Below are 23,109 nucleotides of genomic sequence, written 5' to 3' on the forward strand. Positions count from 1 at the left end.
AGGTGGGCTGAGGGGGGTGCGGCGGGGGCGGTTTCACCCCCGCCGCACCCCCCTCACCGCAGCTCTTCAGGGCACGGCGTCCCCCGCGGGAGCTGGTACGGCGCCGCCAGCCGGTAGGTGCCCTTGCCCGGAGCCAGCAGGACCGTCCAGTTGTCTCCGGACTCGTCCTGCTCCTCCTCCATCAGGCAGCCGTTGACGTTGTCGTACGTCTTCGGCGTGCCCTCCTCGCGGTGCTTGGACTCCGCCGTCTCCTGCGGTGGCTTCACGCTCTTGCCCTCGGCGTCGACCAGACCCAGCCACGGGGAGTACGGGATGCGGATGAGGACGCGCCCCGCCTTCTGCACCTCGATCGTCAGCTCCCCCTGCTTCGCCCGGTCCACGACGGCCGGCGGGTCCGCCAGCGGCGTCGGGTCGGTCACCGAGAACAGCTGCCAGTTCGCGTCGCCCCAGATCTGCTTCAGGTACGGCATCCCGCGCTGCACCAGCTGCCGCTCCCGCTGCCCCCCGTCGCCGTCCGGCTCGCCCTTCGGCAGGACGACGTAGTGAACGGCCCAGCGCTGGAGCCACTCGTGGTAGTTCGCGGAGTTGAGTGTGTCGTCGTAGAAGAGCGGGTTGCGCTCCATGTCGGCCTGCCGGTTCCAGCCCCGGGCCAGGTTCACGTACGGGGCGAGCGCCGAGGCCTCCCGGTGCGAGCGCGCCGGGACCACCTCGACACGGCCCTTCTCGGCACCGATCACCTGGAGCTGGTTGACCAGCGGCGCCAGCTCGCGCGCCCAGGACGCCGCCGGAGTCGTATGCATGATGTCGTCGACCGTCTTGAAGCCGATCCAGCCCGTGAATCCGGCGAGGGCGACCACGATCGCGTACCACTTGCGGGTGCGCGGCACGGCGAAGGGGAGGGCCGCCAGCAGGACGACCCCCGCGAAGAGCATCGCGAGCCGGGTGATGTTGGAGCCGATCTGGGAGCTGACCGCCCAGACGCCGAACACGGCGAGCCCGTACACCGCCGCCGTGATCCGTACCGTCTTCCACTCCCGCGGCACCAACAGGTAGACCACCACGGAGAACAGGAACGGCAGGATCGTCGAACCGATGCCCATCGGCTGGGTGCCGGAGAACGGGAACAGCCACGCCGAGACGGCGACCACGACGGTCGGCGCGATACCCAGCGCCCACGCGCCAGGACGGCGCTTCTGGAAGAAGAGGGCCACCGCGATCAGACCGACGAAGAGTCCGGCGACCGGCGACGCGGCGGTGGAGAGCGCGGCGAGCGGCGCCGCGCACAGGGCCTTCGCCCAGCGTTTGTAGCGCCAGCGGTAGGGCCAGCAGAACACGACGGCGGTCGCACCCAGCCCGAACGCCATGCCCAGGCCGTACGTCACCCGGCCCGACACGGCGTTGCACAGCAGCGCGAACACCCCGGCCAGTGCGGGCCACAACGGCTCACGCACCGCCCGGCTGCGTATCAGGATCATCGTCAGCAGCCCCGCCGAGATGGTCCCCGCGATCATCATCGTGGTCCGCACCCCGAGCACGGACATCAGATACGGCGACACCACGCTGTACGACACCGGGTGCATCCCGCCGTACCAGGCCAGGTTGTACGCCGAGTCCGGGTGCCGTCCGACGAACTCCGCCCACGCGTCCTGCGCCGCGAGGTCACCACCGCTGTTCGCGAACGTGAAGAACCAGGCGAGATGCAGGACACCGGCGAGGGCCGTGACGGAGAGGACGGGGTGGCGGTGGATCAGACGACGGAGGCGCGCGAACCGTCCGGCGGGCTCGTGCTCATTGCCGGGGGTGCCGGGGGCGTCCGGGGTCTCCGGGGTGTCGGGACCGCCGAGGGTTTCGGGGGCGTCGTGGGCGCCGAGGGTGTCGGGGGCGTCGTGGGCGCCGAGGGTGTCGGCGGAACCGGGCGGACGCGCGGCGCCGTTCGTGCCGTGCAGGTGCGCGGGCGGCGTTATTCGGGGGGTGGAACTGCTCCCTGGACGGGAGTCATCGGCGTGTGTCGGCTCCACTGCGGCCACTTCAAGGCACTCCCCGTGTCCCGTTTTCTCTTCCCGTTCGGGCCCACGGCCCGCGTTCGACCCCGATTTCGCGACGCTAGCACGCACCCCGCCGGGGAGCCCCCGGGTGGGGGCCCTCCGGCGGGGTCCGATGCCTTTCCCCGTACGCCGCCACGGCTCGCGCCGTACGCCGTTTCAGCTCACTCGGGTGAACTTCGCTCCGTAGCCCGGTTCAGCGAGGTCGGACTGGAGCGCGACCGGGATCGTCACCGCGTGGCTCGAACCGTCGCCGACCGTCAGCTCGCCGACGACCTTGCCCGCCTTCGCCTCGTGCGGAACCGTCGTGTCGCCCGCACCGATCGAGATCTTCGTCTTCAGGCCCGGCCAGCCGACCGCCGTCATGTTCTCGGTGGCGACGACCGGGGTCCGGCCGCCGAGCTGGTCGTCCACGTACCCGACGACCTGCCCCTTCTTCACCACCGGCGCGGAGATCAGGCCCTGCTGGACCTTGTCGATCAGCTTCTGGCTGTTGGTGAGCGCCAGCTGGAGGCTGTCCCAGACCCGGCCGGTGCCGGCGTCCTGGTTCAGCACCGCGCCGTAGATCGTCCGCACCTTGCCGTTCACGGTCTTGGTCGCCGCCCACACGAGGTTGCCGCCCGCGGGCGTCGACGAACCGGTCTTCAGGCCGATCACGCCGACCTGCTTCACCAGCAGGTCGTTGTTGTTGTAGATCGTTCCCTTGAGGCCGGGGATGTCCGCCTTGGCCATGCCGACGATGCTGCGGAACACCTCTTTCTGCATGACCGCCTTCGCCAGCTTCAGCTGGTCGGTGGCCGTGCTCACCGTGGTCTTCTCCAGACCGCTCGGGTCGGTGTACGTGGAGTTCGTCATGCCGAGCTTCTTCGCGGCGGCGTTCATCTTGCCGACGAAGGTCTCGCTGTCGGAGTCCCAACGGGCCAGCAGTCGTGCCGCGTTGTTCCCGGACGGGATCATCAGCATCTGGAGCATCTGCCGCTCGGTGAACTTCTGGCCCTTGGTCATGGCCGCCGTCGACTCGTCCTCGTTCTTGGACTCGTCCTCGGCCTGCTGGTCGACGGTGATCTTGTCGCCGGCCGCGGTCCCCTTGAGCGGGTGCTCCTCGAGGATGACGTACGCCGTCATGATCTTGGCGACGCTCGCGATCGGCTTGGGCGCCTGCTTGCCCGCCGTGCCGACGGTGCCGACGCCCTCGACCTCGACGGCGGACTGCCCCTGACCCGGCCAGGGCAGGTCGAGCTTGCCGCCCTCGAAGGTGTACGTCTCGTCGGCGGTCAGCCCCAGGGTGGGGGTGGGCAACGGACGTACGGCCTGTGCGACCGCAAACACGACGACCAGCAGGATGAGCAGCGGGGTCCAGATCTTGACCCGCCGGACCATCGTGCGCACCGGGGTCTGCGGGGGCGGCGGAGTGTTCGTCAGCTCGGCCAGCAGGTCCAGCGGGGGCTTCGGCGGCAGCGGCTGCTGCGTGGTGCGCTCGGGACCGACCTGCGGGATCGCGGCGGTCGCCTCGGCGGGCGACGGGGCCGGCTTGGGGGCGGTGATGCCCGCGGCGCCCGTGGCGGTGGCACCGGAGGCGGCCGCTCCCGGGGCGGGGGTGGCCTTCGGCTTCGCCGACCCGGGCTCGTCCAGCGGCTTGAGGGCGACGAATTTGCTGGTGCGCTCGGCGGGGGTCTCGGCGGCGGACTTGCCCGAGGGCTTGTCGGCCGGCTTGTCCGTGGACTTGCCCGAGGGCTTGTCGGCGGACTTGGCGGTGGCCGGCTTGCCCGACGGCTTTTCAGTGGCCTTGTCCGCGCCCGACTTGTCGCCGGCGGGCTTGGTGGAGCCCAGCTTCAGCATGGTCGTGGGCTGGTCCACCGCCGGCCGCCGTACGGCCTTGAAGATGGCGGTGGGCTGGTCGACGGGGGACTGCTCCTCGACAGCGTCCTCCGCGGACGCGCCGCCCTCGGCCTTCCCGGACGCGTCGCTCCCGGCCTTATCGGAGGCGCCGCTCCCGACCTTCGCGGACGCGCCGCTCCCGGCCTTCTCGGACGCCTTCTCGGACGCGTCGCTCCCGGCCTTGGCAGTCGCCGCCGCGGCCTTCTCCGCGGCCTTGTCGGCCTTCCCGCGCGCTTCCGCGGCGTCGGGCTCCCCCTTGGGCTCGCCGTCCGCCTTCTCCGCCGCGGACTTCTCCGCCGCGGACTTCTCCGCCGCGGGCTTCTCCGCCTCGGGCTTCTCCTCGGGCTTCTCCTCAGGCTCGTCGGCGGCCTCCTCTGAGGCTCCCTCAGCCGCGGATTCGCCCTGAAGCTCATCCCCAGGCTCGTCCCCAGGCTCGTCCCCAGGCTCGTCCCCAGGCTCGTCCCCAGGCTCGACGTCGGCCTCCTCGGAGGCCTCCTCGCCCTTGGCGCCGCCCTTGTCGCCACCCTCGTCGTCGGCCCCGCGCACCCAGGCCGCCACCGCCGCCCGCAGCCGGGCGTCGCCCTTCCCGCCGATCCCCTCGGTCTCACCGGTGTCCGCGGCGTCCGCGGCGTCCGCGGCGTCCGCGGTCTCAACGGTCCCGGCGGTCTCCGAGGACGCCGACGTCGTCGAGGCACCCTCGGAGGCACCACCCGTACCCGCAGGCGCCGTCGCGGCGACCTCCGCCTCCTTCAGCGCCCGCGTCGAGAACACCGCCGTCGCCTGGTCGACCCGGACCGTCTCCCGGGCCACCGCCAGGCGGGGGTCACCGGAAACCTTCGCCGCGCTCACCGGTGGCTGCGTCGGCCCCGGGACCGCCGCGGGGCTCCCCGACGTCGGTTCTGCCGACGACTCATGCTGCTTCGACCTGTCGGGGGACTCGCCCGCCACCGATGCCTCCTCCATGCGCCGCACGCCCACGAGCGCGCCTGACCGAACCGTGAATCCTCGCCCGGACACCGCATTACACCGCTGTCCGAACCATGTACCAGTGTCCTGTGTGCGGGCTTAACCCCTGCGGTAGACGAGAACGACATATCTACCGGTTCCACCACGAACCGGTCACGCGCTCTCGACAGACCAATGTGAGAGGGGTCACCCTGTCATTCATCCACGCGGGGAGGCATGGATGGGCAGGAGCCGCAGAACAATTCCGGAGGAGCTTCTGCTGCTGGCGTTGGACCCGACCACGGGTACCACCGCACAGCCGCAGTCGCTCGACCTCGGTCTGGCCGGAGCACAGCTAGTGGAGCTGGCGCTGGCCGGACGGATAGCCCCAGACGGGGATCGTATCGCCGTGGTGGCGCCACGGCCGACAGGAGATCCAACACTGGACTGTGCGTTGGAACTGCTTCGCCGACGCGGAGCACCCGTACGCGCGGTGAACTGGATTGGCGGACCCCGGCTGGGGTTGCGCCAGACCTATCTCTCGCATCTGGAGAGGTGCGGCATGGTGCATGCCGTGGCCGGCCAGATGTGCGGGGTGCTGCCGACGACTCGCTACCAGGCGACGGACACGGCGATCAGCCGGGAGATCAAGGCCCGGCTGGACAACGCGATCCGCACCGGCGTCCCGCCGGACCCGCGGACCGCGGCGCTCGCCGCGCTGGCCCATGCGGTCGGTCTCGGCAAGCACCTGTATCCGGGCAATGAGGGACGCTCGTCCCGCTCCCGGCTACGGGACCTGATCAGGCATGACCCCATGGGCGGCCTGGTGGCCCACGCGGTCATGGACGTTCAGAACGGTGTGGCCGCTCAGCCACGCCGCAGCCCGGCACCGGCCGGCCGCCAGGCCGCCCCCGGAGCCAGGCCCGCACCGGAACCCGCCAGGGGAATGCCGATGCAACCGCGCCACGGATCCATGGCGCGCGCCGTGGCCCACTGAGCCGCAGTCCCACGGCATCGCACCACCAGCAGCACCCGCACCACCAGCAGTACCAGCACCGCCAGTACCGCCAGTACCTCAGTGCCGCACCGCAGTCCCCAAGACCCGGTTCGGGAGCCGCTGGTCCGCGCGGGGCGATGAGGCCGTACGTCCGGACGACGACACGGCTCCATCGCCCCGCGCGGCCGCATACGCACCCCGCACGCCGTGCGCGCCCCGTACGCGACACACCCGCCGTACGGGCCATACGCACGGCGCACACCACGCACGCCATACATGCCGCATATCCCCGATATAACGGCTTGATCTCCGAACTGGCGTGTACGCAGCGCATATCCGCCGTTTCCCAGCGGTAGAAAGCACCTTGGTGGCAGTCTGCTCAACAGCAGATACGCAAAGTAGAGGCCCGCAGCCGGAGGTGCACGTCCCGTGGCGTCCAATGTCGATCCCACCGTCCGGCGACGCCGACTGGGTCAGGAACTGCGCCGGCTCCGTGAACTCAAGGGCATGACGGCCGAAGAGGTCGCCGAGCGGCTGCTGGTCTCCCAGTCGAAGATCAGCCGGCTGGAGAACGGACGGCGCAGTATCAGCCAGCGCGACGTCCGCGATCTGTGCGGAGTCTACGAGGTCGAGGACCACCGGATCGTCGATTCGCTGATGCAGATGGCCAAGGACTCGCGCCAGCAGGGCTGGTGGCACTCCTTCGGCGACATCCCGTACAGCGTGTACATCGGCCTGGAGACCGACGCGGCGTCCCTGCGCGTCTACGACCCCCAGGTCGTCCCCGGTCTGCTCCAGACCCGCCCCTACGCGGAGGCGCTCATCGCGGGCGCGCTGCCGGAGACGGCCCCGGGCGACATCGACAAGCGCGTCCAGGTGCGCCTGCGCAGGCAGGAACGAATCTCCGCACCGGACAACCCCCTGCGCCTGTGGACCGTCCTCGACGAGGCCGCGCTGCGCCGGGTCGTCGGCAACCGGTCGCTGATGCGCGAGCAGTTGGAGCATCTCGTCGAGCAGTCGCAGCTGCCGCACGTCACGGTGCAGGTCATCCCGTTCGATATGGGCGCGCACCCCGGGCTGAACGGGCAGTACGCGATCCTGGAGTTCCCCGACGCGGCCGATTCGAGCGTCGTCTACATCGAGGGCGTCACCAGCGATCTGTACCTGGAGAAAGCGGCCGACGTCCAGAAGTACAGCGTCATGTACGAGCACTTGCGGGCGCAGGCCCTGAACGTGGAGCAATCCCGTCAGTTCATCGCGGACATCGCGAAAGAGTACGCCCGCTGAGGGGCCGGGGAGCGTAAGCGCGGCACCGTACACCTTCACCGGGTTCCGGCGGAAGACCTCAACGGAATATGCCATCCGGTCGAGTGAATAGTCGCTCCGCACGCCGATGTTGGCGAGTAGCGTCGATCACGCCATCAAGCAACAACGTTGGCGCAAACCGCGCCGTGGGTTCGGAGACGAACGCGCTGTGCGGTGACAGCAACACTACGACTGCTAAAGCGGAGCGAACATGGCAATTCAGCAAGGCGCCACGGACACCTGGACCAAGTCCTCGTACTCCACGGGAAATGGCGCGTGCGTCGAGGTCAAGTCCCCGGTCGTCGCGGCGATGGCCGTACGGGACTCCAAGGTCCCGGCCGGCCCCACGCTGGCCTTCCCCGCCGACTCGTGGAACGCCTTCGTGGTCGAGGTGAGCCGGGGAGCCTTCGACCTCGGCTGATGCACCACCGTCACCCACCGCACCACCCCGTGCGCCGACCGAACCACCCAACTGAACACGCACCACCGACAGAGCCCTCTCGACTGGCCCGCCGTCCCGGCCGAGGGGGCCCTCCCCTTTTTTCAGAGCTCGGTTCGCCTCCGGGGCGCAAAGGCCTGTGGTGAGAGGGCGATCGTGCTCGCCCCTTCGGCTCACTCGCTGCGGAGCGCGCCCCGGATCAGCGCAGCCGGTCCACGTACGTGTCCGTCCCCGGGACCGTCGGTATGAACGGCGCCACCAATTCGACTCTCCCCAGGCCGGCTTCGTGCACATCCGTGTCCAGCCCGGTGAAGTACGCCTCCCAGCACTCCCGTGGATCCGCCTCCAGGAACCACAGCAGCGTCAGCCGGGTGTCCACGCCCTCGACCTGCTTCACATACGTCATACGGTCGCCGGGCAGCGGTGTCGGGCGGAACACCGTCACCATCGCGGACGGAGAGCCCGCGAGGCGCCCGGGCAGGTGACGCGAGCGCAGCCACTCCAGCAGCTCGGCACGCCCGGCCGGCCCGTCGGCATCGACGACCTCCACCACAAGGCCCGCGTACGGGTGGTCGAGCGCGTGGAAGTCGCGGGGCCCCACGGCCCCGTCCCGGTACACGGTCGCCTCGTGGTCCTGGAACGCGGTGAAGACGTGCGTACGGTCCTGATACACCCGCCTGTCGCGATTGAGCCGCTTGTTGATGCCCACCGTCCACTTCATGTGGTCGTCGTAGCGGCCGTCGGTGACCCAGTACGTGGAGAGGTAGCAGCCCGCCGAGACGGGCTGGGCGACCGCCGACTTCTCCGGGTAGCGCAGCAGCTGGAGGTCGCGGGTGGCCACCCAGCGGCGCCCGGCGTACATCCAGGGCATCGCCATCGCGCCGGCGTAGTAGTGGTCGTCCTCGTACCAGCGGTTGTACGCGTACTCGTGCCCCGGATGCGGCTCGACCATGGTGATCAGGGCATGGCCCGGGCGGACGCCGTACGGACCCACGGCCGCCAACTCCGCGTACACCTCACTACGGGTGTCCTCACCACGGGTGTCCTCGCTCATGTCGCTCCCCTTCCTTCCTCCGCCGGTCGCCCATACTCTGACGCTCCGTCAGACAATGCGCCAGGGCTGGGAAGCCGGGGAGGCCTGCGATGTCACTGCTTCAGGGCAAGACCGTCGTCGTCTCGGGGGTCGGCGCCGGGCTCGGCCACCAGGTCGCGGCGGCCGTGGTGCGCGACGGCGGCAACGCCGTGCTCGGGGCGCGCACGGAGACGAACCTCGCCAAAGCCGCGGCCGCCTGCGACCCGGACGGCGCGCACACGGCGTACCGGGCCACCGACATCACCGACGAGGGCCAGTGCGACGCCCTCGCGGCACTGGCCCGGGAGCGGTTCGGGCGGATCGACGCCGTGGTCCATGTGGCCGCCTGGGACAGCTACTTCGGCGGCCTGGAGGACGCGGACTTCACCACCTGGCAGTCGGTGATCGACGTGAACCTGCTCGGCACGCTGCGGATGACCCGCGCCTGCCTGCCATCGCTGAAGCCGTGCGGCGGCTCGGTCGTCATCATCGGCACACAGTCGTCGGTGGCCGCACCGTCGCAGGTCCGGCAGGCCGCGTACGCGGCGTCGAAGGGCGCGCTGACGAGCGCGATGTACTCCCTGGCGCGCGAGCTGGGCCCGTACCGGATCCGCGTGAACACGGTCCTGCCGGGCTGGATGTGGGGCCCGCCGGTGGAGGCGTACGTCCAGTTCACGGCGCACACGGAGGGCGTACCGGAGGCGGAGGTGCGGCAGCGGCTCGCCGACCGGATGGCGCTTCCCGACCTGGCGACCGACGGCGACGTGGCGGACGCCGCCGTCTTCCTGGCCTCCGACCGGGCGCGGGCCATCACCGGACAGTCCCTGCTCGTGAACGCGGGGGAGCTGATGCGGTAGCCGGGATCCGACGGAACGCGCCGTTCACCCCACTTCATTCGTTCATGTAGCTGAACCAAGGTCAGCAAGCAGAACGATTTTGCCCCCTCTTGACCATCCGGTCGCTTGTCGCCGCCCTGCCCGCGAACTCACGATGAGCGGGCACTTCGCGGCCTTCCTCGCCCCTACCCCGCTCAGGCGAAGTGCCAGCCAGCTGAGCGGAGTTCACAAGGCGGACCCTGGAAGGGGGCACATGAACGGTCTCGACTGGGCCGTCCTGGTCGCGTACTTCGGTGTGATGACCGCGATCGGCGTCTGGTCCCACAAGCGTGTGGACGACGTGAGCGACTTCTTCACCGCGGGCGGCAAGATGCCCTGGTGGCTGTCGGGCATCTCCCACCACATGTCGGGCTACAGCGCGGTGATGTTCACCGGATACGCGGGCATCGCGTACACGTACGGCGTCACGTCCTACGTCACCTGGGCGCTGCCCATCGCCATCGGCGTCGCGATCGGCGCCAAGGCGTTCGCGCCACGGCTCAACCGGCTGCGGTCACGGCTGCACGTCGCCTCGCCGCTGGAGTATCTGAAGGACCGCTACAACGTGCCCACGCAGCAGGCGCTGGCCTGGTCCGGCATCCTGCTGAAGATCGTGGACGTCGGCGCGAAGTGGGCGGCCATCGCGACCCTGCTCAGCGTCTTCACCGGCGTCACGCTCACCCAGGGCATCCTCATCACCGGCGGCATCACCGCCGTGTACTGCACGATCGGCGGCCTGTGGGCGGACGCGCTGACCGAACTCGGCCAGTTCGTCATCCAGTTGCTGGCCGGACTCGCCATGCTGATCATCGCCCTGAACAAGATCTCCGACCAGGGCGGCCTCTCCAAGGCGCTGGACTCGCCCAAGCTGGACGGTCACGCGAACGGCTTCGCCGGCCCGTACCTCACGGTCTTCTTCATCGCGTACCTGTTCATCAAGCTGTTCGAGTACAACGGCGGCATGTGGAACCAGGCCCAGCGCTACATGGCGACGGGCAGCGCCAAGCAGGCCACGCGGTCGGCGTTCCTGTCGGCGGGACTGTGGTTCGTCTGGCCCCTCGTCCTCTTCATCCCCATGTGGCTGTCGCCGCTGCTGGTCACCGCCAAGAAGCCGGACGGGTCCGACGCGTACGGCCTGATGACCGAACAGCTGCTCCCCCACGGTCTGTTGGGACTGGTCGTCGTCGGGTTCTTCTCGCACACGATGGCCATGTGCTCCTCCGACGCGAACGCGATCGCCGCGGTCTTCACCCGGGACATCGTGCCGGTGCTGAACAAGGCGGCGCGGGCGTGGGACACCCGGACGGGCCTGATGGCCGGGCGGGTGACGACGGTCGCGTTCCTGGGCCTGTCGATGGCGGTGGCGACACAGGTCAACTCCCCCACGTTCAAGGACATCATCACCGTGGTGATCAAGTGGGTGGCCGGTCTGATGGGCCCGATCGCGATCCCGTTCATCCTGGGCCTGCTGCGGCCGTTCCGTAAGTCGGGCCCGACGGCGGCGCTGACCAGTTGGGCGTGCGGTCTGCTCGCGTTCTTCTTCATCAACTACAACCTGGACTTCTCCCAGCGCACGGATGTGAAGCTGGAGTACCAGGTGGCGCTGCCGATGGTGATCTCGCTGGTCCTGTACATCCTGATCGGCCTGGTGAAGCCGGAGGACACACCGGAGCGGGACGCGATCATCGAGAAGATCAACACGGACGACGACGGTTCGACGGCGGCCGCGGTGCCGGCGCAGGCGCAGACGGACGGCACGTCCACCAGCCCGACGGGCGTGTGAACGGGCGCCCGTCCATCGTCCGTCCGCGGGTGCCGGCCCCTCACGCCCGCGGATAGCGGGCCAGCCACCCCGGCGAGGACCCGCCCGGCCCGTGCAGGGCCGGGCCCTGGGTCATCTCCATCGCGAAGTCGTCCGCCAGGACCAGCATCGTGGGACGGCCCTCCAGCTCGGCCAGCCAGGCCGGCGGGAGGGCCGTCTCGCCGTGCAGGGCACCCAGCAGCCCCCCGGTCAGCGCCCCGGCCACCCCCGACGGGCCCCCGTGGTTCACCGCGAGACACAGCCCGTGCCGGACGTCCTCCCCCACCAGCGCGCAGTACACGGCGACCGCCAGCAACCCCTCCGCCGTACCGTCCCCGGCCAGCTCCTCCACCCGCGCCGGCGTCGGCATCCCCTGCCGCACCGCACCCAGCGCGTGCTGCAACGCGTCCGCGACCGGCTGCTGCCCCGGCCGCGCCGACAGCAGCTGCAACGCCCGCTGCACGCCCGCGTCCAGGCTCTCGCCGCGCGCCAGGGCATGCACGACGACGGCGTACGCCCCCGCCGCCAGGTACGCCGTGGGGTGTCCGTGCGTCTGCGCCGCGCACTCGACGGCGAGTTGCAGCACCAGCTGCGGCTCCCAGCCGACGAGCAGCCCGAACGGCGCCGAGCGGGCCGCCGCCTCCGGCCCCGTCTCGCCCGGGTTCTTGGGCGCGCCCGGCGTGCCCATGGTCTCGTCGGCCAAGCCCAGCAGACAGGCCCGGGACGGCGAGCGGCGGGCGTACAGCCACTCCTCGCGCGCCAGCCAGCCGTCCTCCTTGCGGCGCTCGTCGGGCCCCCAGTCGTGCTGGGTCGCCGCCCACCGCAGATACGCCCGGTGCAGATCCGTCGGCGGATGCCAGGCGCCCGTGTCCCGGCGGACCTGGGCGCGTATCAGCCCGTCGAGGCTGAAGAGCGTGAGCTGGGTCAGCTGGGTGACCGCGCCGCGCCTGCCGTGCCCGAAGGTCAGGTCGACGAGCCCCAGCGGGCCGTGCGCCTCGCGGATCTCGTCCAGGGAGAGCGCGTCCAGCGGAGCGCCGAGCGCGTCGCCGACCGCCGTGCCCAGCAGCGTTCCGCGCACCCGGCTGCGGAAGTCCTGCTGTTCGGCACGGCCCCAGACGGCACCGGCTGTCGCACCCACCACGCCCTCCTCCCGTCCGCAACGCCCAGCACTGTAATCGAACGGGAACGATCGGCTGAGGGCCACGTTCGATCGCGAGACCATCCGCACCACAACCGTTTCGTACCGCCGATGGTCAACATGAACGACCGACGTACCAAGAACCAACACCGGGAGTCTTCGTGACCCACCGCATCCGCCGTCGTTCCGTACTGGGCTGTGCCGCGCTCGCCGCGCTGCTGACCGCCCCCGTGGCCCTGGCCGCACCGGCCTTCGCCGCGCCCACGACGACGCCGCCGGTGATCGACTTCAACGGCGACGGGTTCGCCGACCTGGCGATCAGCGCGCCGAACGCCACGGTGTCGGGCGTCGGCGAGGCGGGCTACCTCTCGGTCGTGTACGGCTCCTCCGCCGGCGCCGACAGCGCGCACCCGAAGCTGATCACGCGCGCCACCGAGGGCGTGCCCGGGGACGTCACGGAGTACGACGACTTCGGCAGCTGGACGGCGGCCCGCGACCTCGACGAGGACGGCTACACCGACCTGGTCGTCGGCGGCTACCGCACGCCCGTGGTGCTCTGGGGCTCCGCGCAGGGCCTGGGCGGCGGCACCGCGCTCGCCGGGACGACGTACCAGGTGAGCGGCGGCGACATCGACGGCGACGGGCACGCCGACCTCGTCGCCAACGTCGGCGGCTCGCTGGAGGTGCGCTTCGGTCCCTTCACCCGCGCCGGGGTGCCCGCGCGGACCGACACGCTCGCCTTCGACGACGAGGACGGGCCGCAGGGCTTCACCGTCGGCGACGTCACCGGGGACGGCAAGGACGACGTCGTCACCCAGCACGGCTTCGAGGAGATGCAGTACAAGTCCCGCCTGTGGAAGGGCACGTCCACCGGACTGAGCAAGACCTTCCAGTCCTCCGGCCACTACACGGTCGGCGGGGTCATCGCCGACGTGAACAAGGACGGCTACGGCGACTTCATCGCCCGCCAGGTCGACCAGGTCTCCGAGATGATGGAGTACGACGCCGGCGACATCCGCGTCGTCTACGGCTCCGCGTCCGGCTTCTCCACCCGTACCGCGAAGATCAACCAGGACACGACGGGCGTCCCGGGCGTCGGCGAGGCGGGCGACAACAACGCGAACTACGGCGACCAGTTCGGCTACTCGCTCGCCGCCGGTGACGTGACCGGCGACGGCTACCCGGACATCGCGGTGGGCGTGCCCGGCGAGGACATCGACTCGATCCGCGAGGCGGGCTCGGTGGTCCTGCTCAAGGGCGGCCCGTCCGGCCTCACCGGCACCGGGGCGCAGGCCTTCACCCAGTCCACGTCCGGCGTCCCCGGCGCCTCCGAGAAGGGCGACTTCTTCGGCGCCTCGGTGCTGCTCGCGGACGTCAACGCCAACAACCGCGCGGACCTCGCGGTGGGCGCGCCCCAGGAGGACGGTACGTACCAGAACTCGGGCGCGGCCTGGCTCCTGCGCGGCTCGAAGACCGGCCTGACGACCACCAACATCACCTCCTTCGGCCCCAGCACGCTGAACGCCCCGGAGAAAGCTGCCCGATTCGGGGCGAACTTCGCACGCTGAGGTAGGGGGGACGACGGGACGGCGGGCGCACGGGTTCGGCGGGCGTACGGGTTCGGCGGGCGTACGGGTCCGGCGGGTCGGCGCGCCGAGGCCGTGCCGCCCGCTCCTCGACGCGCCGAACCCGGGCCGTCCGCTAGTCGGCCCGGGCCGTGGTCGACTCCGGGTGGGGCTTCGGGGGTGTGGGCCGCGGTGTCGGTCGGGGTGGCGCGGAGCGGCGGTGGCGGAGCAGGAGGCGTCTCGCCGGGCGTTCCACGCCCTCGTACAGGACCCAGGACAGGCCCAGTGCCACGGCGAACGCGGCGGCGGTGGCCGCCAGTCCGAGCAGCATGCCGTAGTGCGGGTACTTCCCCAGCAGATTGGTGCCGGCCCGCAGCACCAGCAGGTGCACCATGTAGAAGGCGAACGAGAGTTCACCCAGCCGCACCAGCCACGGGTGCCGCCACATCGACGGCAGACCGCGCAGGTCGGCGACGGCGGCCGCCGGGATGAGCAGCGCGAACCCGACGACCGTGCACGGCGTCGCCGGGTACCCGGCGGTGACCTGGGGAACGAAGAAGTAGCCGATGATCGTCAGGGCGAGCGAGGCCTCAAGACCCGGCCCGCGCCAGCGGCCGAGGATCACCAGCCGGGCGACGGCCGCGCCGAGGACGAACTCGGGGAGGCGGGCCGCGGGGAAGGAGTTGAGCGGCTGGCTCAGCCAGTGGTGCTCGTCCGCCCGGGCGAGGACCACGACCGCCAGCACCGACAGCCCGGCCAACGCCGTCGACCCCCGGGCGCCGAGGCGGCGCAGCAGGACCGCCAGCAGCGGGAAAGCGGCGTAGAAGAACGCCTCGCAGGCCAGCGACCAGCTGACCGGGTCCAGCGTCTGCCACCACAGGCGCCACCAGGAGTGCACCAGCAGCACATTGGCCACCGCCTGGTGCAGGGTGGGCCTCGGCTGATGGGCCAGGGTGAACCCCATGAGCAGCGCGATCCCGGCGGTGACCAGGTGGACCGGATAGATCCGGGCGATGCGCCGCCGCCAGAAGGCGAGCGCGCGGTCCCCCGGCCGTGCCGACCACATCAGCACGAAGCCGGAGAGGATGAAGAAGAACGACACCCCACTGGCGCCGGCCCCGAACGCCCACGTCGCGATGCGGGCACCGGTGCCGTCGAAGTAGCCGAAGTTGCGCACATGCAGTCCGAAGACCAGCAGCGCGGCCATCCACCGCAGGCCGGTGAGGGACGGCAGCGAGGGCGCCGGCGTGCGGCCGGTCTCGGCCGTGGGCGCGGTGGCGGGCGGCGTCCGGGTTGCTCCGGTCGCCGTGGTCATCGCGTCACCTGCCGTGAGGTAGTCATGGGGGACATGGAGGGGAGCGTTGCCTCTTCGTCACGTTTCATTCCGGGCCCGTAAGGAGCGTCACACCGGGCTCGGCGAGCACCGGCGGTACCACCCCTCCTGGGCTTGGCACTCCACCCAACGACCCGAAATGCGCACAGTCACTGGTGATCACTGGTGGGGGTGTGCAGAGGTTCTTCGAGCAGGTCGCCGGCCACGCCACGTCGATCCACTCACACGGCCCGGACAGCAGACCGGTCAGCCGACGCGGCCGGCAGATGGACCTGGGCGAGCGTCTGGTGCGCCCGCACCAGGTCGTCGCCAAGACCGAGGTAACGCGTCAGATCGGCCAGCGCTTCGTCCGGACGGCCCACGGCCAACAGGGTGACGGCCCGCCGCATCAGATACCGGGCGCCATCCGGGTCGAGGGCGACGGCCGGCTCCACCGCCCGGTCCAGACCGACCGCCGGGCCCCAGGCGGTCAGCCGGTCATGACGGGCTCACGCACCGCACCCAGGACAACGTCGGCCTTCACGACCACAACCAGGTCGTGAAGGCCGACGTCACGCCGGGCCCCGAATTGACCGACGGCAACTACCTGACGGCGGGGCGACCGGTTCAGGTTCGGCGCGCTGCCGGGATCAGCACAGGCAAGGGTCGGTGCCCCAGCCCAGGCCGGTGATGTCGCGGTCCCGCAGCGCCCCCGCGTACGCCTGTACCTCGTCGACGTCGCCGTGCAGGTACTCGCCCCAGCCGTCGGCCGTGTGGCCGCGGCCCACCTGCAACGGGCCCGAGCTGTGCCAGCCGTCCGGGAAGTCCGCGGTCGCGGAGGTGCCGGCGACGCCGTCCAGGTAGAGCTTGACCTGGTCGGTGGCGTCGTCGTACACGACCGCGAGACGGTGGCCCTGCCCCTCGCCGCCGTCCGCCGATTCGATCTGGGACACCACGGTCTCGGCCGCGCCCCGCTCGTCCTTGACCGGCATGACCAGCTGCCAGGCGTGCTCCGACGGCTGGTAGCGCACCTTGAAGGCGTCCGTGTGCTCGCCGGCCTGCGACAGCACGGTCATCGGGTGGGCGGGTTCGGCGTCCGCCAGCCGTACGACGGCGCCGATGGTGAAGCTGCCCGAGGTGTCCGCGACCGGCTGCTCCGTGGCCGCGTAGCCCGTCTCGCCGTCCAGCTGGAGGTGGCCGTCACCGACCAGCGGGAGGGGCACGACGGGGCAGTCCGGGTCGAGCTCCGGCAGGCAGGAGCTGTCCGGGACCCGGTAGACCGTCGCGCCCGCGCCCAGCTTCAGCGGCGCCCTGCCGCTCTGCTCGGGGCTGGCACCGTCCGACGCCGTCTCCAGGGACCAGTGGCCGAGCGACTTCGGCTTGCGGTAGCCGAGTTCGGTGGCCTCGGCGGGTACGACGACCCGGTCGTAGGCGCGGACGTCACCGATGTCGCCCTGCCAGGCCGACAGACCGGAGCCCTGGCCGATCCGGAAGGCGTCGGTGGTCCGCGTGGGCTCGGCCTTCGTCTTCGTACCGGCCTCGTGGCCGTTGACGTAGAGCTGCGCCAGGCCGGTCTCGGCGTCGTACAGGCCGAGGACGTGGGCCCACTCGCCGGTCTCCGGAGCGCCGCCCGAGACCTCCTGGCCGGCGACGGTGAAGGACCACACCGGGCCCTCGTCGCCCCTGCGCAGTCCGAGCCCGGCTCCCGTGGAGCCGGCGCCCTGGCTCACCACCGCCATGTCCCGGTCGGTGCGCTCCGGGCGCACCCACGCGCTGACCGCGAAGGTCCCGTGCGTGTCCACGGCCGGGGCGTCGGGGGTCAGGAACGCCTGGTCGCCGCCGTCGAGGTGGGCGGTGCTGGTGAGGCCGGTGCCGTCCGGCGCGGCTCCCGCGAAGGTCACCCCGGAGCCGGCGCGCGCGGCGGTTCCGGTTTCGGCGGCCGCGCTGGTGGTGCCGGCCGGGTCGGCGAGCTTCCACTGGGAGACGGGGGCGTGGCCGGACTTCACGTTGAATTCGTACGCCGACTGGCCGCTGCTGCGTCCGGCCCGGTCGATCGCGCGGACCGTCAGCCGCTGAGGACCCGAGGCGAGCGGCAGAAAGGGAATGGTGACGGCCCCGCCGGCCTGCTGGGCGCGGACGGTTCCGTAGGGGCCGCCGATGAAGCCGTATGTGTAGGCCACGACGTCGTCCGAGGGCGAGTCCATGGTGAAGTGGCCGTACACGCCCACTCCGTCCACCCAGAACACGTCCTGTGGCTGCGGGTATTCGGGGGAGGAGAGCGCCGCCTTCTCCGGATTCACGTCGTCGTACACGAACTCGCAGGCCGAGCCGTCCTCGCCCGCGGAGCTCCAAGGCGACGTGGTGGTGCCGTCGTTGGCGCGCACCCGCCAGGAGACGACGGTGGTCGGCGGGATGTCGGACGGGAGTTGCAGGGTGAACGGGGTGCCCGAGAGCTTCGCCGTGGTCGTGTAGGTCCTGCGCTGCTCGGCGCCCTCGGTGTCCGTCCACCAGACCTCGAACTCACCGCTGACCTGGGTGCGGTCGGGGTCGTACAGCACCGCGCTCAGTTTCGGCGGTTCCGCCACGTACGGCCGCGCGTCCTCCCCCGCCGCGCACGCCTTGCTCCCGGTCTGGAGGTCCTTCACGAGCGGTCGCGCGGGCGGTGTGTTGCCCGCCGCCGCGGCCGTTCCCGGTGCCGCCAGGACCGTGGCGGCCACGGCCGCCCCCACCGCGGTCCGTCTCAGTCGGCTGTGTCTGGCCAAGTCGTCGCCCTCCCCATGCAATTCCTGAGGCTCGTGGATCACACGAGCCGCAGGAGGCTAACAGGAGTCACTGACACCGCCGTAGCGAATATGTCCCAACTCGCATTCTTGGCAGCTCAGTTGCAGGTGAGTAGCCGTACTCATGCCGGGCCGCGGGCGCAGCCGTCATCTTTGGGTCACAGCCCTCCGGCGCACCGCGCGGAAGGGAGCCCACGCGATCGACCCACCCACCGGAGGACCTCATGGACATCTCCCGCCGCAGCCGTGCCCTGCTCGCCCCGGCCGGGGACAACTGGCTCTCGCGCGTCTATCTGGCCGTGGTCGTCGCCGCGACCGGGTTCGTCCTCTACGACGCCGCGTTCGTCTCCCACCCCGACGCCTCGCTGGCGGCCGTGGTGCCGTGGCTGCTGACCGCCCCGCTGAGCCTGCTCTACACGCTGCTGCCCGACGACGTGCTCAGCGGTGCGCCCACCGGTGTTGCCACGGCCCTCTATGTGGCCGGAATCGCGGTCGCCGCGACGGCCAACGCCGTGTTCATGGGCGTGGCCCTGCGCAGGATCCGCCCGTCGGCCCCGCGCACCGCCGCCAGCGCCTGACTCCCCTCAGTCCAGCACCGGCAGCAGCTCCGGCAGATGCCCGTCGGAAGCCGCGGCCGCCCGCTGCCGCTCCTGCGGCACCTCCCCGTACAAGGTCGTACGCGGCTTCGCCGGACGCCCCGCCGCCTCCGCCACCGCGATCAGGTCCTTGACGGACTTGTACGAGCCGTAACTGGAGCCCGCCATACGGGAGATGGTCTCCTCCATCAGTGTGCCGCCCAGGTCGTTGGCGCCGGAACGGAGCATCTCCGCAGCGCCCTCCGTGCCCAGCTTCACCCAGCTGGTCTGGATGTTGGGGATGTGGGGGTGCAGGAGGAGCCGGGCCATCGCCATCACCGCGCGGTTGTCGCGGGTCGTCGGGCCGGGGCGGGCGATGCCCGCCAGATACACCGGGGCGTTGGTGTGGATGAAGGGGAGCGTCACGAACTCCGTGAAGCCGCCCGTCTGCTGCTGGATCCGCGCGAGCGTGCGGAAGTGGCCGAGCCAGTGGCGGGGCTGGTCCACATGGCCGTACATCATCGTCGAGGACGAGCGGATGCCCAGCTCGTGGGCCGTCGTGATCACCTCGATCCAGGTGGCCGTCGGCAGCTTGCCCTTCGTCAGGACCCAGCGGACCTCGTCGTCCAGGATCTCCGCCGCCGTGCCGGGGATCGAGTCCAGGCCCGCCTCCTTCGCCGCCGTCAGCCACTCGCGGATGGACAGGCCGGTGCGGGTCGCGCCGTTCACCACCTCCATCGGGGAGAAGGCGTGCACGTGCATGCCGGGGACGCGTTCCTTCACCGCCTTCGCGATGTCGAAGTACGCCGTCCCGGGCAGGTCGGGGTGGATCCCGCCCTGCATGCACACCTCGACCGCGCCCACGTCCCACGCCTGCTGGGCACGGTCGGCGACCTGCTCCAGGGAGAGGGTGTACGCGTCCGCGTCCGTGCGGCGCTGGGCGAACGCGCAGAAGCGGCAGCCCGTGTAGCAGACGTTGGTGAAGTTGATGTTCCTGGTGACGATGTAGGTGACGTCGTCGCCGACCGCCGCCTTGCGGACGTCGTCGGCGATGCGGGTGAGCGCGTCCAGCGCCGGGCCGTCCGCGTGCAGCAGGGCCAGCGCCTCGGCGTCGGTGAGCCGGGTGGGGTCGTTCGCCGCCGTCGCCAGGGCCTGGCGGACGTCGGTGTCGATGCGCTCGGGCACCATGCCGGGCGCCGCCGCCTCCCGCAGCGCCTCCCAGTCGCCGTACACGACGTCGAAGTCGTCCCGGCGGTCGCCCGTACGGCCCTCGGTGTCGATGCTGTGATGCAGGTCGGTGCGGCCCTGGGCGACGAACGCCTCCTCCGGCTCCTGCCACGGGTGGCCCTCGACCGTCGCGTCCGCGTGCGCGAGACCGGAGGCGGGGTCCGCGAGGGCCCGTACGTGCGGCAGCAGCCGCGGGTCCAGCCACGGCTCGCCCCGCTGCACGAACTCCGGGTAGACGCACAGGCGTTCACGCAGTTCGAAGCCCGCCTGAGCGGACTGCTCACGCAGGAGGTCGATCTGCGGCCACGGACGCTCCGGGTTCACATGGTCGATGGTCAGCGGGGACACCCCGCCCCAGTCGTCGATCCCGGCGCCGATCAGCCGCCCGTACTCGCTGTCGACGAGGTTCGGCGGCGCCTGGAGGCAGGCGCGCGGTCCCATGATGTGCCGGGCCACCGCCACCGTGGCGATCAGTTCGTCCAGCTCCGCGTCCGGCATCCCGCGCATCGCCGTGTCCGGCTTGGCGCGGAAGTTCTGGATGATCAGCTCCTGGATGCCGTGGTACGCCCGCGAGATCTTCCGCAGCGCGAACAGCGACTCGGCGCGCTCCTCGTACGTCTCGCCGATCCCGATGAGGATGCCGCTGGTGAAGGGGACGGAGGAGCGGCCGGCGTCCTCCAGGACGCGCAGGCGTACGGCCGGCTCCTTGTCCGGGGAGCCGTGGTGCGGGCCGCCGGGCTCCGACCAGAGGCGGGTGGCCGTGGTCTCCAGCATCATGCCCATGCTCGGCGCGACCGGCTTGAGCCGCTGGAAGTCCGTCCACGACATCACGCCCGGGTTGAGGTGGGGCAGCAGCCCCGTCTCCTCCAGGATGCGGATCGAGATGGCCCGTACGTACGCGATCGTGTCGTCGTACCCGTGCGCGTCCAGCCACTCGCGCGCCTCGGGCCAGCGGTCCTCGGGCTTGTCGCCCAGCGTGATCAGGGCTTCCTTGCAGCCGAGGGCGGCGCCCTTGCGGGCGATGTCCAGGACCTCGTCCGGGGACATGAACATCCCGTGCCCGGCGCGGCGCAGCTTGCCGGGGACCGTGACGAACGTGCAGTAGTGGCACTTGTCCCGGCACAGGCGGGTGAGGGGGATGAAGACGCTCTTCGAGTAGGTGATGACTCCGGCGCGGCCGGCCGCTTCCAGGCCCGCGTCACGCACCCGGGCGGCGGAGGCGGTGAGGTCGTCGAGGTCCTCGCCGCGGGCCTGGAGGAGCACGGCCGCCTCGGTGACGTCGAGTGCGACACCGTCCCGCGCCCGTTTCAGCGCGCGCCGCATGGAGTTCGCCGTGGGCCCGGTTCCGGAGGTCGCGGAGGTCGTCATCCCTCGAGCATACGTTTGCGGTGATCAGGCCTACAGAGTCCGCGGGTATTCCTCCCGCGCCGGGGATCGTCATCGGCCACCCCGGCGGCGGCCGATTCCCGACGCCCACCGGTGTCTTCCTCTCCCGCTTCCCTTCCCTTGCCCGGGAGTTCACGGCTGAATACCAGGGTGGTACGCGCCACCCCTGCACCACCCATGTCACCCGACATCCTGGGAGCAGCTGTCATGTGTGAGGACGACCACGGAATCGGCAGACGGGCGTTGTTCGTGACGGGAGCGGCCGCCGCGCTTACGTTGGGAAGCGTGAGCTTCGCGAGCGGTGCCCCGGCGGCCGGCCAGGAGACGCGGACGGTGCGCGGCACCCTGCCCACCGGCTCGCCGGACTTCGTGTACGTGCCCGTCGAAGTCCCCTCGGGCGTACAGGAACTCCACGTCGCCTACACCTACGAGAAGCCGGCCGTGCCCGCCGGCACCCCGGGCAACGCCCTCGACATCGGCCTCTTCGACGAACGCGGCACGGAACTGGGCGGCAAGGGCTTCCGCGGCTGGTCGGGGGGCGCCCGCACGGAGTTCTTCGTCCGTGCGGACGACGCGACCCCCGGGTACGTCCCGGGGCCCGTCCGCCCCGGCACCTGGCACATCGCCCTCGGCCCGTACACGGTGGCGCCGGGGGGTCTGCCGTACGAGATCACGGTCACGCTGACCTACGGGGAGCAGGGCCGGACCCCGCGGCCCGGCTACCCGCCCGCGCGCGCCAAGGGCCGCGGCCGGGCCTGGTACCGGGGCGACTGCCATCTGCACTCCTGGCACTCGGACGGCCGCCGCACCCCCGCGGAGATCGCCGCCCTGGCCCGCGCCGCGGGCCTGGACTTCATCAACTCGTCCGATCACAACACCCACTCCGCGCACCCGCACTGGGCGGACCAGGCGGGCGACGACCTCCTGATCATGCTGGGCGAGGAGGTCACGACGAGGAACGGCCATGTGGTGGCGCTGGGGACCGACCCCGGCACGTTCGTGGACTGGCGCTACCGGGCCCGCGACAACCGCTTCGGCCGGTACGCCCGGGAGATCCGGCGCGCCGGTGGCCTGGTCGTCCCGGCGCATCCGCACGCCACCTGCGTCGGCTGCAACTGGAAGTTCGGCTTCGGCGAGGCCGACGCGATCGAGGTGTGGAACGGCGCGTACACGCCGGACGACGAGGTGGCGCTGGCCGACTGGGACAGCATGCTGGTCGCGTCCGTGCGCGGGGACGCGCGGTCGTGGATCCCGGCGATGGGCAACAGTGACGCCCATCGCGACCCCGACCCGGTCGGCACCCCGCAGACGGTCGTCCTCGCCGACGACCTCACCCGCGAGGCCGTCCAGGAGGGCATCCGCGCGGGCCGCTCGTACGTGGCCGAGTCGAAGTCGGTGTCGCTGTCGTTCTCGGCGGCGGGGCCGAAAGGTGAGCACGCGGGGATCGGCGGCCGGCTGCGGGTGGCCGGCGACGCCCCGGTCACGGTCCGTCTGGAGGTCACGGGGGCGCCCCGCTGCTCGGCCCGCTTCGTGACGGACCAGGGTGTCCTCTTCACGAGCGCCGTCCTCCCGGTGTCCGGCAGCGGAACGGTGGAGTGGCGGACGACGGCGCAGTACGCGGCGTACGTACGGGCGGAGCTCCGGCACGAGGCGGCGCTGGGTCCGCTGCCGGGGCCGCTGGCGGCGTTCACCAACCCGATCTTTCTGGGGGCGTGAGGCGCGCGGTCGACAGCGCGGCCGTGGTCGGCGAGGCTCGCTGATGAAAGAGGCGC

Annotated in this window: 16 protein-coding genes; 8 read left to right on the forward strand and 8 right to left on the reverse strand. The window is 71.2% G+C overall.

What is annotated here, in order from left to right; translation table 11 throughout:
- Positions 1-53: 53 nt before the first annotated feature.
- Both GTY58_RS19780 and GTY58_RS19785 read right to left on the reverse strand, forming a co-directional pair.
- Positions 54-2,027 carry an MFS transporter gene (locus GTY58_RS19780; RefSeq protein ID WP_010985211.1) on the reverse strand — a complete coding sequence of 658 codons (1,974 nt, stop codon included), beginning with the start codon at positions 2,025-2,027 and terminating at the stop codon, positions 54-56.
- Positions 2,028-2,201: 174 nt separating this feature from the next.
- Positions 2,202-4,769, reverse strand: coding sequence for a serine hydrolase (locus tag GTY58_RS19785; RefSeq protein WP_062804695.1), 2,568 nt, complete (start codon positions 4,767-4,769; stop codon positions 2,202-2,204).
- Between the two features lie 337 nt (positions 4,770-5,106).
- On the opposite strand from GTY58_RS19785, the gene GTY58_RS19790 reads away from it, so the two are divergent.
- The 3 genes from GTY58_RS19790 to GTY58_RS19800 all read left to right on the forward strand — a co-directional run bounded on the left by GTY58_RS19790 (position 5,107) and on the right by GTY58_RS19800 (position 7,588).
- Positions 5,107-5,862 (forward strand): GPP34 family phosphoprotein, encoded by a 756-nt coding sequence (locus tag GTY58_RS19790; RefSeq protein WP_010985213.1) that lies wholly within the window; start codon positions 5,107-5,109, stop codon positions 5,860-5,862.
- 429 nt (positions 5,863-6,291) lie between these two features.
- A complete protein-coding gene (locus GTY58_RS19795) occupies positions 6,292-7,149 on the forward strand; it encodes a helix-turn-helix transcriptional regulator (protein ID WP_010985214.1) in 858 nt (285 codons plus the stop codon).
- Between the two features lie 229 nt (positions 7,150-7,378).
- Positions 7,379-7,588, forward strand: coding sequence for a DUF397 domain-containing protein (locus GTY58_RS19800; protein WP_010985215.1), 210 nt, complete (start codon positions 7,379-7,381; stop codon positions 7,586-7,588).
- Positions 7,589-7,805: 217 nt separating this feature from the next.
- Here GTY58_RS19800 and GTY58_RS19805 read toward each other — a convergent pair whose 3' ends face one another.
- A complete protein-coding gene (locus GTY58_RS19805) occupies positions 7,806-8,660 on the reverse strand; it encodes a hypothetical protein (RefSeq protein ID WP_010985216.1) in 855 nt (284 codons plus the stop codon).
- Positions 8,661-8,749: 89 nt separating this feature from the next.
- Here GTY58_RS19805 and GTY58_RS19810 point away from each other — a divergent pair, with 89 nt between their 5' ends.
- Both GTY58_RS19810 and GTY58_RS19815 read left to right on the forward strand, forming a co-directional pair.
- A complete protein-coding gene (locus GTY58_RS19810; protein ID WP_010985217.1) occupies positions 8,750-9,535 on the forward strand; it encodes an SDR family oxidoreductase in 786 nt (261 codons plus the stop codon).
- A gap of 232 nt (positions 9,536-9,767) precedes the next feature.
- Complete coding sequence (locus GTY58_RS19815) at positions 9,768-11,336, forward strand: sodium:solute symporter family protein (protein ID WP_010985218.1); 1,569 nt, start codon at positions 9,768-9,770, stop codon at positions 11,334-11,336.
- A gap of 40 nt (positions 11,337-11,376) precedes the next feature.
- On the opposite strand, the gene GTY58_RS19820 is transcribed toward GTY58_RS19815, so the two are convergent.
- Positions 11,377-12,492: an ADP-ribosylglycohydrolase family protein gene (locus tag GTY58_RS19820; protein WP_010985219.1), complete on the reverse strand. Its 1,116-nt coding sequence runs from the start codon at positions 12,490-12,492 to the stop codon at positions 11,377-11,379.
- 161 nt (positions 12,493-12,653) lie between these two features.
- Between GTY58_RS19820 and GTY58_RS19825 the strand changes: the two genes are divergently transcribed.
- A complete protein-coding gene (locus tag GTY58_RS19825) occupies positions 12,654-14,060 on the forward strand; it encodes an FG-GAP-like repeat-containing protein (RefSeq protein WP_010985220.1) in 1,407 nt (468 codons plus the stop codon).
- A gap of 133 nt (positions 14,061-14,193) precedes the next feature.
- Here the strand turns inward: GTY58_RS19825 and GTY58_RS19830 are convergent, their stop codons facing one another.
- The 3 genes from GTY58_RS19830 to GTY58_RS19840 form a co-directional block, all read right to left on the reverse strand.
- Positions 14,194-15,372 (reverse strand): acyltransferase, encoded by a 1,179-nt coding sequence (locus GTY58_RS19830; RefSeq protein WP_010985221.1) that lies wholly within the window; start codon positions 15,370-15,372, stop codon positions 14,194-14,196.
- Positions 15,373-15,611: 239 nt separating this feature from the next.
- Positions 15,612-15,824 (reverse strand): hypothetical protein, encoded by a 213-nt coding sequence (locus GTY58_RS19835; RefSeq protein ID WP_037644723.1) that lies wholly within the window; start codon positions 15,822-15,824, stop codon positions 15,612-15,614.
- Between the two features lie 195 nt (positions 15,825-16,019).
- The gene (locus GTY58_RS19840) at positions 16,020-17,573 is read right to left on the reverse strand and encodes a LamG domain-containing protein (protein WP_237529419.1); all 1,554 of its coding nucleotides are present in this window, start codon (positions 17,571-17,573) and stop codon (positions 16,020-16,022) included.
- Positions 17,574-18,373: 800 nt separating this feature from the next.
- Between GTY58_RS19840 and GTY58_RS19845 the strand changes: the two genes are divergently transcribed.
- Positions 18,374-18,727, forward strand: a complete 354-nt coding sequence (locus GTY58_RS19845) for a hypothetical protein (RefSeq protein WP_010985224.1) — start codon at positions 18,374-18,376, stop codon at positions 18,725-18,727.
- A 6-nt stretch (positions 18,728-18,733) separates the two neighbouring features.
- On the opposite strand, the gene GTY58_RS19850 is transcribed toward GTY58_RS19845, so the two are convergent.
- Positions 18,734-21,319: a bifunctional FO biosynthesis protein CofGH gene (locus tag GTY58_RS19850; protein ID WP_010985225.1), complete on the reverse strand. Its 2,586-nt coding sequence runs from the start codon at positions 21,317-21,319 to the stop codon at positions 18,734-18,736.
- Positions 21,320-21,544: 225 nt separating this feature from the next.
- On the opposite strand from GTY58_RS19850, the gene GTY58_RS19855 reads away from it, so the two are divergent.
- Entirely contained in the window at positions 21,545-23,053 is a 1,509-nt protein-coding gene (locus tag GTY58_RS19855; RefSeq protein ID WP_010985226.1) for a CehA/McbA family metallohydrolase, read from the forward strand.
- Positions 23,054-23,109 lie beyond the last annotated feature (56 nt).

The sequence above is a fragment of the Streptomyces sp. SID5469 genome (assembly GCF_009862865.1).
GTDB lineage: Bacteria > Actinomycetota > Actinomycetes > Streptomycetales > Streptomycetaceae > Streptomyces > Streptomyces avermitilis.